This is a genomic window from Actinomadura formosensis NBRC 14204, assembly GCF_001552155.1.
GTDB lineage: Bacteria > Actinomycetota > Actinomycetes > Streptosporangiales > Streptosporangiaceae > Spirillospora > Spirillospora formosensis.
Genome location: NZ_BCQQ01000147.1, coordinates 1 through 16,041 on the forward strand (window position 1 = coordinate 1; position 16,041 = coordinate 16,041).

The window sequence follows — 16,041 nt, forward strand, 5'->3', positions numbered from 1 at the left end:
GTCCGCCGTCGCCCCCGCCGGCCGCCGCCGGCCGGGCCGTCCGCGCGGCGGCCGGGCGGGCGTCGGTGTCGGCGTCCTGCACGTCGGCCCCGTTCACGGACGTGTCGGGTTCGGCGGAGCCGTGCTGAGGTGCGGTCACAGCCGGTACCCCACGCCGGGCACGGTCTCGATCACCGGTGGGTCGCCGAGTTTCTTGCGCAGCGTCATCATCGTGACCCGCACGACGTTGGTGAACGGGTCGATGTGCTCGTCCCACGCCTTCTCCAGCAGGTGCTCGGAGCTGACGACGGCGCCGTCCGCGCTGAGCAGCACCTCCAGGACGGCGAACTCCTTGCGGGTCAGCTCGACCGGGCGGCCGTCCCGGGCGACCTCGCGGCGGGCCGGGTCGAGGGTGATCCCGGCCCGCTCCAGGACGGGCGGCAGCGGCGCGGCGGCGCGTCGGCCGAGCGCCCGCACCCGGGCGATCAGCTCGGCGAACGCGAACGGCTTGGCGAGATAGTCGTCCGCGCCGATGGACAGGCCCTCCACCCGGTCGTCCAGCTCGCCCGCCGCGGTCAGCATGATGATCCGCGCCGGATAGCGCTGCGCGACGAGCTGCTTGCAGACGTCGTCGCCGTGGACCTTGGGCAGGTCGCGGTCGAGCACGATCACGTCGTAGTCGTTGACGCCGGCCCGCTCCAGTGCACCCGCGCCGTCGTAGGCCACGTCCACGGCCAGCGTCTCCCGGCGCAGGCCGGTGGCGATCGCGTCGGCGAGCACCCGCTCGTCCTCGACGACTAGAACACGCACAGGGGGTTCCCTCTCTCGGTCGGGGCCACGGCCGGCCCACGGGCTTCCAGATATGCCACGGGCGCCGTAAGACGTCCGTAAGCAGGTGTTCAGCTCGGCGTAGACCGCACCCCGCCCGCACAGACGCAAGAATCCGCGAAAATTGCATCCGCGAACAGGTTTGCTTTCAGCTTAGGTCTGGGTAGGGCATGGAAACGATCCGGGAGGAGGCCCATGGGCGAGTTGTCACGCATGATCCAGCAGCGGCTCGACGATGCGTACGCGTCGCTGCGCACCGCCCACGCAGAAGGAGACACCTACCTGGTGGACATCCGTCAGGAGGAGATCAGCGAACTGCGCCGGATCGCAGCGAACAACGACATCGGCGTCGAACCACCCCGCTGCGACTGACCCGCCGCATATACACGAGCACCACCGCCGGCTGAGCCCGGGACGGCCCACCGTCCCGGGCTCAGCCGCGCACGGGGTCGAGCGGGACGAGAAGGGCGTGCAGGGCCTCGAACGTGCCCGGTCCGGCGGCCACGGTCAGCTCCGGGCCCGCGGGCGCCCCGTGCAGGCCCTCGACGCGTCCGCCCGCCTCCTGGACGATCAGCGCGCCGGCGGCGATGTCCCACGCCTGGACGCCGCGCTCGTAGTACGCGTCGACCCGTCCCGCCGCGAGGGAGCACAGGTCCACACAGCACGAGCCGCCGCGCCGGATGTCGCGGACGTTCGGCAGCACACCGGTGAGCACCTGCGCCTGCCGGGCGCGCCGTGCCGCGTCATAGCCGAACCCCGTGGCGACCAGGGCCGCGCCGAGCGGCACCCCGGCGTTCACGCGAAGCTCGCGGGCGCCGGAGACGGTGTGCAGGAGGGCGCCGCCGCCGCGCACCGCCGTGTACGACTCGCCGCGGCGCGGTATCTCCACGGCGCCCGCGACGGCCTCGCCGTCCACTTCGGCGGCGATGCTGACCGCCCAGTCGGGCAGGTCGTAGAGGTAGTTGACGGTGCCGTCGATCGGGTCGATCACCCAGCGGACGCCGCTACCGCCCGCACGGGTGCCGCCCTCCTCGCCGAGGAACGCGTCGTCCGGGCGAACCGCCCGGATCCGCTCGATGATCAGCCGCTCGGCCGCGCGGTCCATCTGGGTGACGACATCGGTCGGCGACGACTTGGTCTGCACGACGTCCGGGCCGCCCGCGGGACGCTTGTCGACCAGCATCCGGCCGGCCTCGCGGGCGGTCGCGGCGGCCAGTTCCAGCAGTTCGCCGGCCAGGCTCATCCGGCGTCCTCCAGGAGGTGGCGGGGCAGCGCCGCGAAACGGGGGTCGGCGCCGGGGGTGGCCGCGCGCGCGAACGCGAGACCGAGTTCGGCGGCCCGCCCGGCGGCCTCCACGTCGAGGTCGTACTTGACCTCCATGTGGTCGGAGACGAACCCGATCGGCACGACCGCGACGGCGCGGACGTCCTCGCCGTGGAGCTTCTCCAGATGGTCGGTGATCTGCGGGTCCAGCCAAGGCTGGCTCGGTGGCCCGCTCCGGCTCTGGTAGACGAGATCCCACGGCGCCCCAGGGGCCGCCTTCTGCGCGACGGTGCGCGCGGCCTCCTCCAGTTCGGCCACGTACTTCTCCTGGCCGGGCTGGGACAGGGGGACGCTGTGCGCGGTGAAGACGAGGCGTGCGCCTTCTGGGAGGCGGCCCAGCGCGTCCTTGGTCGCGTCCACGAACGGCTCGATGAAGCCGGGCCGGTCGCAGTAGACAGGGAGCTTGTCGATCTCAGGGGCGCCCGGGACCTCTTCGCGCGCACGGGCGATGTCGGCCAGGTACTGGTCGTTCGTGGAGAAGCCGCTGTAGGCGGACGTGACGAACGCGGCCGCGCGGCGGATCCCGTCGGCCTTCATCTGCCGGACGGTGTCGGCGAGATAGGGAGTCCAGTTCCGGTTGCCCCAGTACACCGGCAGATCCACGCCATAGGTCGCGAAGTCGGTTTCGATCGCGGACTTGAGGTCCCGGCACAACTGGTTGATCGGGCTGACCCCGCCGAACAGGAAGTAGTGCTCCCCAACCTCCTCCAGGCGTTCCTTTGGGATGTTGCGGCCCCGGGTCACGTTCTCCAGGAACGGGATCACGTCCTCGGGTCCCTCCGGTCCCCCGAAGGACAGCAGAAGCAACGCGTCATACGACGTCATGCCTCCATCCAACCAGCCTCCGCGCAGCGCCCGATCCTGGGGCGCCGTCCCGTTGCTCAGGTGTACCGGGCCGCGTACGCCCTGGCCAGGTTGAGGACCTTCTGCACGTACCAGTCGGCGTGGTTGTAGTGCCACACCGCGTTGTAGAGCTGCTTGCCGCCGCGTCCCGCGCCGTTCGCGCACAGGTACCTGGCCGCGCCCGGGATGGCGTCGAAGGGGTTCATGATGTCGGCCTTGCCGTCCCCGTCGCCGTCCACCCCGTACGCCTTCCACGTCGCGGGCATGAACTGCATGGGGCCGAGCGCGCCCGCGCTGGACCGGCCGGCGTTGCGCCCGTGGTCGCTCTCCACCTGGCCGATCGCGGCGAGGACCGTCCAGGACAGGCCCGGGCAGGTCGTGGCCGCCTGCTTGTAGAGGTCCAGGTAGCCGCTCGAACGGCCGTCACCGGCCCGGTACCTGCTCTCGTGCAGGTTGAGCACGTTGGTGCGGGGGCCGAGGACCTTGCGGACGGCCTTGACGACCTTGGCGGGGCTGACGCCCGGCGCATTGACCAGGACCGCCACATTCGGGACGAGGCCCATCTCGCCGCCGGACCTCTCGCTGACGAGCATGTCGATGCCGGGCAGGCCGAGCGGGCCGGAACCGCCCATCATGAGGTTCGGCATCGTCCGCGCCACGACCGGATACTGGTAGCCCCGGGTGAGCTGCAGCTGCCCGGCGGCGGCCGAGGAGACCACGAACCTGTCGGCGGCCAGCGCCTCCCACAGCTCGGTCCTCTTGGCCGTGCCGGGCGGCGTCCAGGACCGGAACGAGGACGGGTCCACGGCGAACGCGTTCACCTGGCGGCCCTGCAGCTGGACGGCGCCGCCGGCGACCGCCGTCACGTCCTTGACCCTGCTCAGCCTCGCGATCCGCTTGATCTTGGCGGCGGAGATCGAGCCGGCGCCGACCGCGAGCACGTCCGGCGGCACGATGCGGCGCAGCGGCGCGACCTGGCCGCCGGTGGCGACGTTGACCGGGTCGCCGGCGCCGGTGCCGGGCCGCCGGTCCCGCGGCGAGTCGGACGCGGTGGGCCCCGCCCGTTCGGTGGTCAGCGCCGCGTAGACGCCGCCGGAGGTGCTGGCCATGGCGAGGACGGCGATGCCGCCGATGACGAACGGGAGCGCACGTCCACCCCGCCGCGTCCGCCCGTCCCTGCGCGGATTGCGCTGCTTCTTCTCCGGCCTGGGTCTCGGCGGGCGGGCGGGAGGCGCCTCGCCATCGCCGGACGCTTCCCCGATGGGGCCGGTGCGTGATGCTGATGGAGAAGCCACAACATTTCCCAACGAGTGTCGCTACGGACGGTTACCCAGCCGTGGTTACGGGATCGTACGTTATCGCCGGCTCCGCGCTCTCCCCGGGGCGAAAACATGAACTTTCCTCACGATCGATTGCCGAGTAGAGTCGCCGCATGTCCCCCGAGACCAACTCAAAATGGCAGAACTGGGCGGGAAACCAGCAGGCCACACCCCAGCGCGTCGCGACGCCGCGCACCCCCGATGAGGTGGCCGCGGCGGTCCGGTCGGCCGCCTCCGACGGCCTCACCGTCCGCATGACCGGCACCGGGCACTCCTTCACCGGCGCCGCCGTCGCCGAGGGCGTCCTGCTACGCCCCACGGCGCTCACCGCGGTCCGCTCGGTCGATCCCACGACCGGGCTCGTCACCGTCGAGGCGGGGCTCCCGCTGCACAGGCTCAACCGTGTCCTGGACGAGCATGGTCTCGCGCTGGCCAACATGGGCGACATCCAGGAGCAGACCGTCGCCGGCGCCCTGCAGACCGCCACGCACGGCACCGGACGCGACGCCGCCGGCCTCGTCTCGCAGGTCGCCGCGCTCGAACTCGTCCTGGCCGACGGCACGACCGTCACCTGCTCGCGCGAGGAGCGTCCCGACCTGTTCGACGCCGCCCGCGCGGGTCTCGGCGCGCTCGGCATCGTCACCGCCATCACCTGGCGGACCGTCCCCTCGTTCTTCCTCCGGGCACAGGAGGAACCGATGAAGTGGGACGAGGTCCTCGCGCGCGTGGACGAGTTCGACGCCGCCAACGAACACTTCGAGTTCTACTGGTTCCCCCATACCGAGGGCTGCCTGACCAAGCGGAACAACCGCGTCGAGGGCCCCGCCGAGCCGGTGTCCAAGTTCAGGTACTGGCTGGACGACCGCTTCCTGTCGAACACGGTCTTCGAAGCCGTCAACAGGGTCACGCACCTGGCGCCCGCCACGACACCGTTCGTCAACGGGATCTCCGCCAAGGCACTCGGGGCCCGCACCTACAGCGACACGTCCCACAAGGTCTTCACGAGCCCGCGGATGGTCCGCTTCAAGGAGCAGGAGTACGCGATCCCGCGGGAGGAACTCGTCCCGGCGCTGCGTGAGCTTCGCTCCCTGTTCACGAAGCGGAATTGGCGGATCAGCTTCCCCATCGAGGTCCGGGTGCTGCCCCCGGAGGACGCCTGGCTCTCGATGGCCCACGAGCGGCGGAGCGCTTTCATCGCCGTGCACGTCTACCACCGTGACCCGCATGAGGAGTACTTCCGCGGCGTCGAAGAACTTCTGACCGGGTTCGACGGCCGTCCGCACTGGGGCAAGCTCCACACACGCGACGCGTCGTATCTGGAGAAGGTCTACCCCCGGTTCGCGGACTTCCGCGCCCTGCGGGACGAGCTGGACCCTGAGCGCCGGTTCGCGAACCCGTACACGAGGCAGGTCTTCGGCGACTAACCGGCGGGCGTCTGCGGGACGCCGCCGCCCTGCCCGCCGCCCTGCCCGCCGTTCTGGCCGCCCCCGGTCGGCGCCGGCGTCCGCGGAGTGGTCGGCACCGGGGTCGTCGGCTCCTGCGTGGGCCGCTCGGTCGGCCGGGTCGTCGGCGCAGGCGCCGGAGTGGGCGCCTGCGTCGAAGGCGTCTCACTCGTCGGCTCCCGGCTCGGGGCGGTGCTCCGGGGCTCGGTCGGGCGGCCGGACGGGCTCTGCGGCGGCGGGTTGCCCGGCTGCCCGCCACCCCCGCCGTTCCACACCCTCGTGACGGTCAGCCCGCTGTTGCCGCCCTGGCCGATGGGCCCGCCGGTCGCCGCCTCGTAGGCGGTGATCCCGCCGATGACGACGGCGAACACCGCCGCCGACGAGACCACCAGCTTCACCCAGTGCGCCTTGGCCCAGCGGACCGTGCTCTGCCACGCCGTCCGGCGGACGACCTCGCGCACCGCGTCCTCGCCGGCCGCCGCGGCGAGCGATCCGGCGACCGCGTCCCTCGGGTCCAGGCGGGTGACGTTCGGATCATCGACCGGGTCGAGCCGGGTGGCGTTCGGGTCACCGCCGAACGGCGGGTCGAACCGCGTCGCGCCCGGATCCCCGGACCACACCGCGGTCCTGGTCGGATCGGCGCTCGTCGCCTCGTCCGCCGCGCCCTCGGCCACCGCCCGCCGCCGCATCGCCGCCTGCACGTGGGTCAGCTCCCTGAGCTGGTCCCGCCCCTGGTCGAGGTAGTGCTTGCCCACCACCGCCCCGGCCGTCGAGATCACGCTCATCAGGGCCGCGCCGATGATCGTCCCGTACACGCCCAGGTAGGACGCCCCGAAGGCGGCGGCCGCCGTCGCTCCCGCACTCGCGATCAGCTGCGTGGTGCTGAGATCCGGCAGCTTGCGCGGCATTCCTCCACTCACCCCTGTCCATAACCACAAATCCCCCGAACGGAAACTAACCGGAAGATCTGCGTGTTCCTGCCCAGTACGTGACACTCGCAACGTCCGGCGACTGGAACCGCACCGCCACGTCGGGCACAGTGTGGAAAAGAATGCACAAGGATCCGTCATGCCGGCCCTCGGCCGGTCACGTCCCCGGCAATCTTGGTCAGGTGTCCTCTTCCACCTCGTGAAGGGGGCTTCGAGAGCGGCGATGTTCGGACATGCCGGGTACGGTGCTGGCAGCAGGTGTGTCCGAAAGAGAGACTCGGGAACCCGGGGGAAGGGCACGCATGCGCCCTCGGTGGGCATCGGGCGGCCGACCGTGAGAGCACGGTCGCACGCTCCGGTGTCCTCCGTGCCATCAGGACAGGGCAGGAAGGACACGCATGCAGGAGCTGCGCCTCGTCGCGGTCAGCGAGGACGGAACGTACCTCGTCCTTGCCACCGCGGGCCGGGGCACCCGGTTCACCCTGCCCGTCGACGACCGGCTGCGCGCCGCAGTCCGTGGGCATTTCTCCCGCCTCGGCCAGTTCGAGATCGAAGTGGAGAGTCCCTTGCGTCCCAAGGAGATCCAGGCCCGCATCCGATCCGGTGAGACCGCCGAGGAGATCGCCGAGTCGGCGGGCATCCCGGTCGAACGCGTTCGCTGGTTCGAGGGTCCGGTCCTGCAGGAACGCGAGTACATGGCCCAGCAGGCGCAGCGCGTCGCCGTCCGCCGCCCCGGCGAGTCCACCCCCGGCCCGCCGCTCGGCGAGACCGTGGAGGAACGCCTCGGCCGCGGCGGCGTCGACCTCGAAGAGGCCGAGTGGGACTCCTGGAAGTGCGAGGACAGCACCTGGCGCGTCCGCCTCTCCTTCTTCGAGGGCGGCCGCCCGTACGCCGCCGAGTGGACCTTCGACCCGCGCCGCCGGCACGTCTCCCCGCTGGACGAGGTCGCCGCCCGGCTGACCTCGGTCGAATGGGACGACGACGTGCTCTCCGACACCGTCACTCCGCTCGTCCCGCGGCGTCCCGCCATGAAGGTCGTCGCCGGCGACCGCGCCCCGGCGGCCCGCGGCCTGCCCGCCGACCCCGGCGCCCCCGAGCCCCTCCGCGCCGCCGAGCCCCGCGAGTACCTCATCGAGCGCGGCCGGATGACCGACCCCCGCTCCCCCTTCCGCGAGACCTCCGAGCCCCCTCCGCTGCGCGAGGCCGCCCGTCCCTGGTCCCCCGAAGAAGCCCGCGAGCAGGAGATCGGCGAAGCGCGCGAAGGCGCACAGGCGGGTGGACCCGGGGCGACCGCATTGCACGACGTCTCGCAGGCGCCCGGCGACGCCCGGCCGCAGGACGAGCACGAAACGGCGCAGGCCGGCGACACGTCCCCGGCACACGACGAGCACGAACTCGGCGAAGACCGCGAAAACGCACAGGCGGGCGAGCCCGGGACGGCCGGTGACGCGTCGCAGACGCGCGGCGACGTCCACCCGCGCGACGAGGACGAATCCGACGAAGCACGCGAAGGCGTACAAGCCGCCGAGTCCGGAACGGCCACACCGCACGACTCCGCGCAGACGACGGACGCCGTCCGGGCCCAGGACGAGCGCGAGTCCGACGAAGATCGCCAAAGCACCCGGGCGGACGAGCCCGGGACGGCTGCGCTGCACGGCACCTCGCAGGCGCCCGGCGACCGGCCCCAGGCCGAGCGCGACAAGGACGAAGCCGGCGAGGCGGCGCACACGGACGAGCGCGAACTCGGCGAAGACCGCGAAAACGCACAGGCGGGCGAATCCGCGGCGGCCGAGCCGCACGACGCTCCCCAAACGCCGGGTGCCGCGCAGCCGCGGGATGAGCCCGAAACCGCGCAGATCGATGCGGACGAGGAAGCACGGGCGGGCGAGCCGCACGACGTCTCGCAGGCGCCCGGCGACGCCCGGCCGCAGGACGAGCACGAAACGGCGCAGGCCGGCGACACGTCCCCGGCACACGACGAACGCGAACTCGGCGAAGACCGCGAAAACGCACAGGCGGGCGAGCCCGAGACGGCCGAGCCGCAGTCCGGCGGGGGTGAGACGGCGCGGTCCGTCCCTCCGCGGGATGAGGACGAATCCGGCGACGCGGCTCAGCGCCAGGCCATCACACGTGCGGGCGACGGCGGCGCGGCGGCCGGGCGGTCGCGGGGTGCCGCGGCTCAGCCGCGCACGGCGGAGGCGCCGGGCGCGGAGAAGCCTTCGCCGGCCAAGAGGCCGGCGGCGCAGCGGCAGGCGGCGCGGCCGCCGGCCAAGAAGAAGCCGGCGAGCCGTCCCACCATGCCCGCCGCGCAGGACAAACCGGTCACCGGATCGCCCGCGGCCGCCGCGAACGGCGAGTCCGCGGCGGCCCAGCGGCCGGCCCGGCGCCGCAAGCCCAAGGGCAAGCGTGCCTCCGTCCCGTCCTGGGACGAGATCATGTTCGGCGCGCGCCGTCCCGACTAGGCGGCGCGTCGGCGGGCGGAGCCTCCAGGAACGGGGCCAGCCAGGCGGGGGTGATGGCGGCGGCCAGGGCGACCGCGTCCTCCTCGGCCATGTCGGCCGAGGAGTAGCCGCCCTCGCCCGCGCCGACGGCGGCGAAGAGGGTGGCGAGGCCGAGGCGGCGCTGGAAGAGGGTCCGGCGGATGCGCCAGCCGACGATGGCGCCGTGCTCGATGACGACCTGGCGGCGGCGCAGGGAGCCTGAGCGGACGCTGAGGCGTCCGCTGTCGGTGCCGTGGCCGAGCTGGCGGTACCGGTCCAGGCCCAGCGGGACGGCGAGGACGGCCAGGACGGCGCATACGTAGGCGACCCACGGCTGACCTGCCAGGACGGCCAGGACGGCGATGCCCACCGGGGGCGCGGCGGCACGGGCCACGCGGCGGCTGCGGGCGGCGGGCGGGTGGGCGACCAGGGGGCCGGGAACGGCGCCGACGATGCGGGTGGCGAGGGATTCGGCGACCGTGCGCGGCGCCGCGGGCAGGAGGCGGCCCCGGTGGGCGGCGTCCCCGAGCCCGGTGATGAGGGCACCGAGGCGGGTCACGCCGGCCATGCGCTCGAACGGGTTGTCGGTGAGTTCGACGCCGCGCAGCCGGCGGCGTTCGAGCGAGACGCTGCGCCGGGTGACCAGGCCGCGTTCGGCGACGACGGAGCCGTCCCGCTCGTGGACGGTGAAGTCCCAGTTGAACAGCGTGAACGCGATGACCGACATGACCGGCATGGCGATCAGGACCAGGAGGACCAGCGCGAGGACGAGGGCGGAGGGGAGGCCGACCACGTCGTGGCCGAGGTTCGCCACGCGTTCCCGCGTGATCAGGCCGAGGTCGTCCCCCAGGTTGTAGACGGTGCCGAGGAGGCTGCCCGCCACCGCGAACGGGGTCAGCAGGTAGGCGCCGCTGAGCGGGGCGTAGACGTACCAGCGGGGCCGCATCCGGGCGAGGACACGGCGGGGCGGGGTCCCCGCGTCCCGGGCCAGCAGGGCGCGGCGGAGCCGTTCGGCCTCGTGCCGGGAGACGGCGTTCAGTTCCCCTTCACCACCGTCCGCTCCGGCGTCGATGTGGACGATCGCGAGACCGAGCAGCCTGTGCGGGAGGGACGCGCTGATGTCCACGCCACGGATCCGGTCGCGCGGAATGCTTTTGACCGACCGTCCTATGAGCGCGCGCCGGAGCTCTATGCGGTCGTCATGCAGGACGTAGGTGAACGTCAACCAGCTGGCGACGTGGAAGAACAACCCCAGCGTCAGGCCGACGATGGTGAAGTAGAACGCCGTGGACATGCCGCCGACCAGCAGACCCGTGGCACCGGCGGCGAGGAGGGCGATGAGTTCGCGGACGGCGCCGACGACGAACGTGAGCGGATGCAGCCGCACGTTCACGTCGCGTCGTCGCGGAGGTCGTGCGCGCGGTGCGCGAGGTCCTCGGCCAGGCGGGTCGCCACGCCTACGGGAAGGCCGGACACCTCCGAGGAGCCCGTATGGGACGCCGTGTTGACCTCGATGGTGGCGAGCCCCAGCATCCGCTCGATCCAGCCCTGTTTGGCGTCGACGGTTTGGATGCGGCCTACGGGCACCAGCAGCCATTCGCGGCTGAACCAGCCCGTCCGGGTGTAGACGACGTCGGCGCTGACCTCCCAGCGGTGGACGCGGTAGCGCCAGACGGGCGCGACGGTGACCATGAGCAGTCCGGCGGCGCCGATGATGTAGGGCAGCCAGCCGACACGCCCGGACAGCCAGCCGGGCAGGGCGTCCCAGTGCGCATCGCCGGCCCAGGCCGCCACACCCAGGGCGAGGCCGAACGCGAGCCCCCAGAGCAGCAGGTATTCGATCGCCCAATGCGCGATGGCGCGGCGTGAAAGCCGGTGTGCGGGCGGCCGGAGCCGCGGCGGGTGCGGCCCCCCGCCGTCCTTCTGGCGACCGCGCCGCACCGTCGTCACACCGCGAGTTTAGAACGCCGGAGACCCTCTCCCGCCGTTCCGGCCTGGACGAGCCGCCGGACTCAGTGGCCCGCCCCCGCGCCGTCAGCGTTTTGTCAGAGGCGCGTGCGAGGTTGAGAGCGCATATCACGCAGCCCGCGGAGCCTGAGCGGAGCGGCGGGAAAACCGAATGCGCACCGCCCCGGACAACACATATTTTGTCTGCTTCCCCGTCCGACGGGGCACAGACGTCCGGCAGACGAGTCCCAGGAGATCACATGACATACGCGATCCAGGCCGAGAGCTTGGAGAAACGGTTCGGTGAGACCCAGGCGCTGGCCGGCGTCTCGCTCACCGCCCAACCCGGAACGGTCCTCGGGGTGCTGGGGCCGAACGGCGCCGGCAAGACGACCATGACCCGCATCCTCGCCACGCTGATCGAGCCGACCGGCGGCACCGCCGAGGTCGGCGGGTTCGACGTGGTCAAGGAGGCGCACAAGGTGCGCCAGCTCATCGGCCTGACCGGCCAGTACGCCGGGGTGGACGAGATGCTGACCGGCACCGAGAACCTCATCCTGATCGGACGGCTGCTCGGCCTTTCCCGGAAGGCGGCCAGAACGCGCGCCGCCGAGCTGCTGGAGCGGTTCCAGCTCACCGAGGCCGCCGAACGCGCCGCCAAGACGTACTCGGGCGGGATGCGCCGCCGCCTCGACCTGGCGGCGAGCCTGGTCGGCCGCCCGCAGATCCTGTTCCTGGACGAGCCGACCACCGGCCTCGACCCGCGCAGCCGGGGCGGCCTGTGGGACATCGTCCGCGGCCTGACCGACGACGGCGTCACCGTCCTGCTGACCACGCAGTATCTGGAGGAGGCCGACCAGCTGGCCGACGACATCATCGTCATCGACCACGGCCGGGTCATCGCGCACGGCACGTCCGACATGCTGAAGGCGCAGGTCGGCGGGCAGGTGCTGGAGGTACGCCCGGTCAAGGAGAGCGACGGCGACACCGCGGCGCGGATCGTCGGCGAGCTGGCCGAGGCCGTCCCCGAGGTCCGCGACGGCCTGATCAGCGCGCCGATCGGCGACCCGGAGCTGATGCCCGCCGTGGTCCGCCGCCTCGATGACGCCGGGGTCGCCGTCGGGGAGCTGTCGCTGCGCAAGTCCAGCCTGGACGAGGTGTTCTTCGCCCTCACCGGTCACCACACCGACGACATCGACGCCGAGGCCGGCGAACCGGCCCGGTCCACTGACAAGGCTCAGTCCACCGACAAGGAAGGGGCGTCCGCATGACCACCGCGGCATTCGCGCCACAGGACCTGTCCAAGCGGGTCGCCCCGGCCACGGCCCTGCGCAACACGGTCACGCTGGCCTGGCGCAACCTCGTCCAGATCAAGCACAACCCGATGGAGCTGCTGGACCTGTCCATCCAGCCCATCATGTTCGTGCTGCTGTTCGCCTACGTGTTCGGCCCGGCGATGGAGGGCAGCGTCGAGGCGTACCTGCCGATCGTGATCCCCGGCATCATCGCGCAGAACGCCCTCTTCGCCGGGATGAGCACCGGTTTCGGGCTGAACACCGACATCACCAAGGGCGTGTTCGACCGGTTCCGGAGCCTGCCGATCGCGCGCAGCGCCCCGCTCGCCGGACGGATCATCGCCGACACCGTCAAACAGGCGTGGTCGATGACGGTCCTGCTGCTGGTCGGCATCGCCATCGGCTTCCGGGTGGAGACGAACGTCCTGGCGCTCCTCACCGCGTTCGCCCTCCTGCTGGCCTTCGCGATCCTGTTCTCCTGGACGTCGGTCTACATCGCGATGAAGGTCAACGAACCGGAGAAGGTGCAGATCTTCGGGTTCGTGGTGATCTTCCCGTTGAGCTTCCTCAGCACCGCGTTCATCAAGTCGACCCACGGCATCCCCGGCCCGGTGGCGTACATCATGGACAACAGCCCGGTGACCCACCTGGTCGAGGCGCTGCGAGGCCTGCTGGTGGGCGGCCCCGTCCTGGAGCACGCCTGGATCTCCCTCGCCTGGGGCATGGGCATCTCCCTGGTCTTCGCCCCCCTTTCCCTGAGGGCCTTCAAACAGCGCGCGTGATCTCGGGGGCGGACGGTCCGGCCACCGGTCAGGTGGCCGGGCCGGCCTGCGGGAGTTCGCTGGGGTCGGGCAGGGCGAAGGCGGTCAGGATGTCGCGGAAGGTGCGGGTCCGGCCGGTGTCGTAGGCGGCGGTGAAGGCTTCTTCGCCCAGGTCGGCGCGGGTCGCGGCCTCTATGGCGAGGACGTCCGGCTGGGAGAGGTCGCGGGTGCCGCGCAGGGCGTCGGCGGTGCCGAGGAGTTCGGCGGCACGGCGGGGGTCTGCGAGAAGGCGGGCGCGTTCGGCGTGGCCGGCCAGAACATGGGAGAGAACCGGGTAGTCCTGGGCTTGGACGGCGCCGCGCAACGCCTCGTCCAGGCGGGCGGCGGCGGAGTCCATGGCGCCCATCGCCATGTCGAGCTGGGCGCGCGTGCACAGGACCATGGCGCGGAACTGCGGGGGGCCTGGCAGGTCCTCGGTGAGCTCCTCGGCGCGTGCCAGGCGGCGCAGGGCTTCGGCCATGTCGCCGGAGCGGCGGGCGAACTCGCCGAGCTGGTAGTGCAAGGCGGCCGTCTTCTCCGGCCCGAGCGAGACGGAGTCGCGCATGGCGGTGTGGAGGAGCGTCTCGGCCCGCTCCCGTTCGCCGATGAGGTCCAGTTCGTTCGCCAGTCTCATGTGGACGTGCAGGAGCCCTGCGGTACCGCCGCCCAGCTCGGCGTTCAGCCGCAGCGCCTCCTCGTAGAGGGCGACGGCGCCATGGTGGTCGCCGTGGCGGCCGAGGATCTCCGCCTGTGAGGTCAGGGTGAACGCCAGGCCCCAGCGGTCGCCGGACTCGCGGAAGGCGGCCAGAGCCCGGTCGAAATCGTCCTCGATCCGGTCGATCCGCCCGAAGTTCTGGGAGATCTGGCCCCGGATGAAGTACGCCAGGCCGCGCACCCATGGGTCGGGGTCGTCCAGCAAGGTCTCGATGCCAGGGGCGGACGACGGGTCCCAGCCGACCGTGTACATCCAGGTGGTTTCGAGGACGAGCCGCAATACCGGGTGCAGGGACGCGCGGTCGAGCCCGGCGCAGATGTCCTGGGCGCGCGTGAGCCAGGCGGAGATGCGGTCGCCGTCGGGCTGGTTGTCCAGCAGCGTCAGGGCGCTGAGCGCGAGGACACGGGCGGTGGTCTGGTCATCGGGGACGCCGGGGAGGGCGAGGATCTCCTCCAGGTTTTCCACACCGTCACCGAGCCGGCCGTGCAGGAACCAGTACCAGCCGAGCGCCGCGCAGAGCCGCATGGCGAGCGGGGCGTCCGCGGCGGAGATCGTCCAGCGGAGGGCGGCGGAGGTGTTGTCGACTTCGGTGGACAGGAGGCGCAGCCACGGCAGCTGGTCCGCGCGGTTCAGGTGCGGCTCGGCCTCCTCGGCGAGCCGCACGAAGTACTCGGCGTGCGCCCGCCTGGTCGCGGCCTCGTCGCCGGACTCGGCGAGGCGTTCCAGGCCGTAGGCGCGGATCGTCTCCAGCATCCGGTAGCGGGGTTCGGGGCCCGTGACGGTCACCAGCGACTTGTCGGCGAGCGCGGCGAGGAGGTCGAGGGTCGCGGCCCGGTCCGGGCCGGGGCCGGCGCAGACCGCGTCGGCGGCGTCCGCGGTCGCGCCGCCGGGAAAGACGGCGAGGCGGCGCCAGAGGATCCGTTCGGGTTCCTCCAGCAGGTCCCAGCTCCATTCGACGGCGGCGCGGAGGGTCCGGTGCCGTGGCAGGGCGGTGCGGCTGCCCGCGGTGAGCAGCCGGAACCGGTCGTCCAGCCGGCCCGCGATCTGCGCGGGCGTCATCGCGCGGAGCCGGGCGGCGGCCAGCTCGATCGCCAGCGGCATCCCGTCCAGGGCCCGGCATGTCCGGACGACCGGGGCGACGTTGGCCGCGGTGACCGCGAAGCCCGGCGAGACGGCCGCGGCGCGGTCGGCGAACAGCCGGACGGCCGGGTAGGTCAGCGCCTCCCGCGGTCCGGCGGTGGCCGGCGGCGGTTCCAGCGGCTCGACCGGCCAGAGCGTCTCCCCGGTGATGCCGAGCGGTTCGCGGCTCGTCGCGAGGATCCGGACGCCGGGGCATTTCTCCAGCACCCTCCCCGCGAGCCGCGCCGCCGCGTCCAGCAGGTGCTCGCAGTTGTCGAGGACCAGCACGAGCCGCCGGCCCGCCAGTGCCGAGACGAGCCGGTCGGACGGGTTCGGCGCCGGTCCGGGGCCGCCGATCAGGGTCATCTCGCGGAGCCCGAGCGCGGTGATGACGGCGGCCGGGACCTCGGCCGGGTCGGTGACGGGCGCCAGTTCGACGAGCCGGGCGTCGCCCGGCATCCGGTCGGCGGTCTCCAGCGCCAGCCGGCTCTTGCCCGACCCGCCCGGTCCGGTCAGCGTGACGAGCCGTGCCCGCGCCAGCAGGTCGTCCACCCGCTTGAGGTCGGTGTCGCGGCCGATGAAGCTGGTCAGCCGTGCCGGCAGGTTCCCCCTGGGCGGCTCGGGCGGCGTTGGGACGTCCGGCAGCAGGGACGCGTCCTGCCGCAGAACCGACAGGTAGACGGCCTCCAGCTCGGGGGACGGGTCGACGCCGAGCCCCTCCCCCAGGGCGCGCTTGGCCTGCGCGTACCGGGCCAGTGCCTCCGCCTGGTGTCCGGAGGCGTAGAGGGCGCGCATCAGCAGGGCGATGACGGGCTCGCGCAGCGGGTCGCCGGCGGCGAGGGCCTGCAGTTCGGGGATCAGTTCCGCGTGGCGGCCGAGCGCCAGGTCGGCGTCCAGCCGTTCCTCAAGCGCGGTGCGGCGCAGGGAGTCCAGGCGGGCGGTGGGCGCCTGCGCGAACCGCAGGCCCGCGGCGTCCGCGAGCGCCGGGCCGCGCCACAGCGCGAGCGCCGCACCGAGGCCGG

General features: G+C 72.6%; 13 protein-coding genes. 5 read left to right on the forward strand and 8 right to left on the reverse strand.

From position 1 onward, the window contains the following. Positions 1 to 135: 135 nt before the first annotated feature. The gene (locus AF1_RS28090; RefSeq protein WP_067805866.1) at positions 136 to 789 is read right to left on the reverse strand and encodes a response regulator transcription factor; all 654 of its coding nucleotides are present in this window, start codon (positions 787 to 789) and stop codon (positions 136 to 138) included. 213 nt (positions 790 to 1,002) lie between these two features. Between AF1_RS28090 and AF1_RS35395 the strand changes: the two genes are divergently transcribed. Continuing rightward, positions 1,003 to 1,179, forward strand: coding sequence for a hypothetical protein (locus AF1_RS35395; protein WP_165488477.1), 177 nt, complete (start codon positions 1,003 to 1,005; stop codon positions 1,177 to 1,179). Between the two features lie 61 nt (positions 1,180 to 1,240). Here AF1_RS35395 and AF1_RS28095 read toward each other — a convergent pair whose 3' ends face one another. The 3 genes from AF1_RS28095 to AF1_RS36895 are packed head-to-tail and all read right to left on the reverse strand — an operon-like array spanning position 1,241 to position 4,268. Next, positions 1,241 to 2,050 carry an inositol monophosphatase family protein gene (locus tag AF1_RS28095; RefSeq protein WP_067805871.1) on the reverse strand — a complete coding sequence of 270 codons (810 nt, stop codon included), beginning with the start codon at positions 2,048 to 2,050 and terminating at the stop codon, positions 1,241 to 1,243. Next, positions 2,047 to 2,955, reverse strand: coding sequence for a ferrochelatase (locus tag AF1_RS28100; RefSeq protein WP_067805876.1), 909 nt, complete (start codon positions 2,953 to 2,955; stop codon positions 2,047 to 2,049). Before AF1_RS28100 ends, AF1_RS28095 begins: the two co-directional genes overlap by 4 nt. A 56-nt stretch (positions 2,956 to 3,011) precedes the next feature. Beyond that, on the reverse strand, positions 3,012 to 4,268 hold the full coding sequence (locus AF1_RS36895; protein WP_275938312.1) for a lytic transglycosylase domain-containing protein: 1,257 nt from the start codon (positions 4,266 to 4,268) through the stop codon (positions 3,012 to 3,014). A 137-nt stretch (positions 4,269 to 4,405) separates the two neighbouring features. On the opposite strand from AF1_RS36895, the gene AF1_RS28110 reads away from it, so the two are divergent. Beyond that, positions 4,406 to 5,716, forward strand: coding sequence for a D-arabinono-1,4-lactone oxidase (locus AF1_RS28110; RefSeq protein ID WP_067805880.1), 1,311 nt, complete (start codon positions 4,406 to 4,408; stop codon positions 5,714 to 5,716). On the opposite strand, the gene AF1_RS28115 is transcribed toward AF1_RS28110, so the two are convergent. Next, a complete protein-coding gene (locus AF1_RS28115; RefSeq protein WP_067805883.1) occupies positions 5,713 to 6,642 on the reverse strand; it encodes a hypothetical protein in 930 nt (309 codons plus the stop codon). The two genes, AF1_RS28110 and AF1_RS28115, sit on opposite strands and share 4 nt — an antisense overlap. A 419-nt stretch (positions 6,643 to 7,061) precedes the next feature. Here AF1_RS28115 and sepH point away from each other — a divergent pair, with 419 nt between their 5' ends. Next, positions 7,062 to 9,125 (forward strand): septation protein SepH, encoded by a 2,064-nt coding sequence (sepH, locus tag AF1_RS36695; RefSeq protein WP_067805889.1) that lies wholly within the window; start codon positions 7,062 to 7,064, stop codon positions 9,123 to 9,125. On the opposite strand, the gene AF1_RS28125 is transcribed toward sepH, so the two are convergent. Together AF1_RS28125 and AF1_RS28130 are read right to left on the reverse strand one after the other, a co-directional pair. After that, the gene (locus tag AF1_RS28125; protein WP_067805893.1) at positions 9,097 to 10,536 is read right to left on the reverse strand and encodes a PH domain-containing protein; all 1,440 of its coding nucleotides are present in this window, start codon (positions 10,534 to 10,536) and stop codon (positions 9,097 to 9,099) included. The two genes, sepH and AF1_RS28125, sit on opposite strands and share 29 nt — an antisense overlap. Beyond that, a complete protein-coding gene (locus AF1_RS28130; protein WP_067805896.1) occupies positions 10,533 to 11,093 on the reverse strand; it encodes a PH domain-containing protein in 561 nt (186 codons plus the stop codon). The genes AF1_RS28125 and AF1_RS28130 overlap by 4 nt, the downstream gene beginning before the upstream one ends. Positions 11,094 to 11,350: 257 nt before the next feature. On the opposite strand from AF1_RS28130, the gene AF1_RS28135 reads away from it, so the two are divergent. Together AF1_RS28135 and AF1_RS28140 are read left to right on the forward strand one after the other, a co-directional pair. Next, positions 11,351 to 12,361 carry an ATP-binding cassette domain-containing protein gene (locus AF1_RS28135; RefSeq protein WP_067805899.1) on the forward strand — a complete coding sequence of 337 codons (1,011 nt, stop codon included), beginning with the start codon at positions 11,351 to 11,353 and terminating at the stop codon, positions 12,359 to 12,361. Beyond that, complete coding sequence (locus AF1_RS28140; protein ID WP_067805901.1) at positions 12,358 to 13,167, forward strand: ABC transporter permease; 810 nt, start codon at positions 12,358 to 12,360, stop codon at positions 13,165 to 13,167. Before AF1_RS28135 ends, AF1_RS28140 begins: the two co-directional genes overlap by 4 nt. A gap of 28 nt (positions 13,168 to 13,195) precedes the next feature. Here AF1_RS28140 and AF1_RS28145 read toward each other — a convergent pair. Beyond that, positions 13,196 to 16,041, reverse strand: a 2,846-nt coding sequence (locus tag AF1_RS28145; RefSeq protein WP_067805909.1) for an ATP-binding protein, incomplete at its 5' end; no start/stop codon positions are given.

What these genes read in the sequence shown, in the direction of transcription:
- AF1_RS35395 (WP_165488477.1), top strand. Translation starts at nt 1,003, where the DNA reads ATGGGCGAGTTGTCACGCATGATCCAGCAGCGGCTCGACGATGCGTAC.
- AF1_RS28095 (WP_067805871.1), bottom strand. Translation starts at nt 2,050, where the DNA reads ATGAGCCTGGCCGGCGAACTGCTGGAACTGGCCGCCGCGACCGCCCGC.
- AF1_RS28110 (WP_067805880.1), top strand. Translation starts at nt 4,406, where the DNA reads ATGTCCCCCGAGACCAACTCAAAATGGCAGAACTGGGCGGGAAACCAG.
- AF1_RS28135 (WP_067805899.1), top strand. Translation starts at nt 11,351, where the DNA reads ATGACATACGCGATCCAGGCCGAGAGCTTGGAGAAACGGTTCGGTGAG.
- sepH (WP_067805889.1), top strand. Translation starts at nt 7,062, where the DNA reads ATGCAGGAGCTGCGCCTCGTCGCGGTCAGCGAGGACGGAACGTACCTC.
- AF1_RS28115 (WP_067805883.1), bottom strand. Translation starts at nt 6,642, where the DNA reads ATGCCGCGCAAGCTGCCGGATCTCAGCACCACGCAGCTGATCGCGAGT.
- AF1_RS28140 (WP_067805901.1), top strand. Translation starts at nt 12,358, where the DNA reads ATGACCACCGCGGCATTCGCGCCACAGGACCTGTCCAAGCGGGTCGCC.
- AF1_RS28100 (WP_067805876.1), bottom strand. Translation starts at nt 2,955, where the DNA reads ATGACGTCGTATGACGCGTTGCTTCTGCTGTCCTTCGGGGGACCGGAG.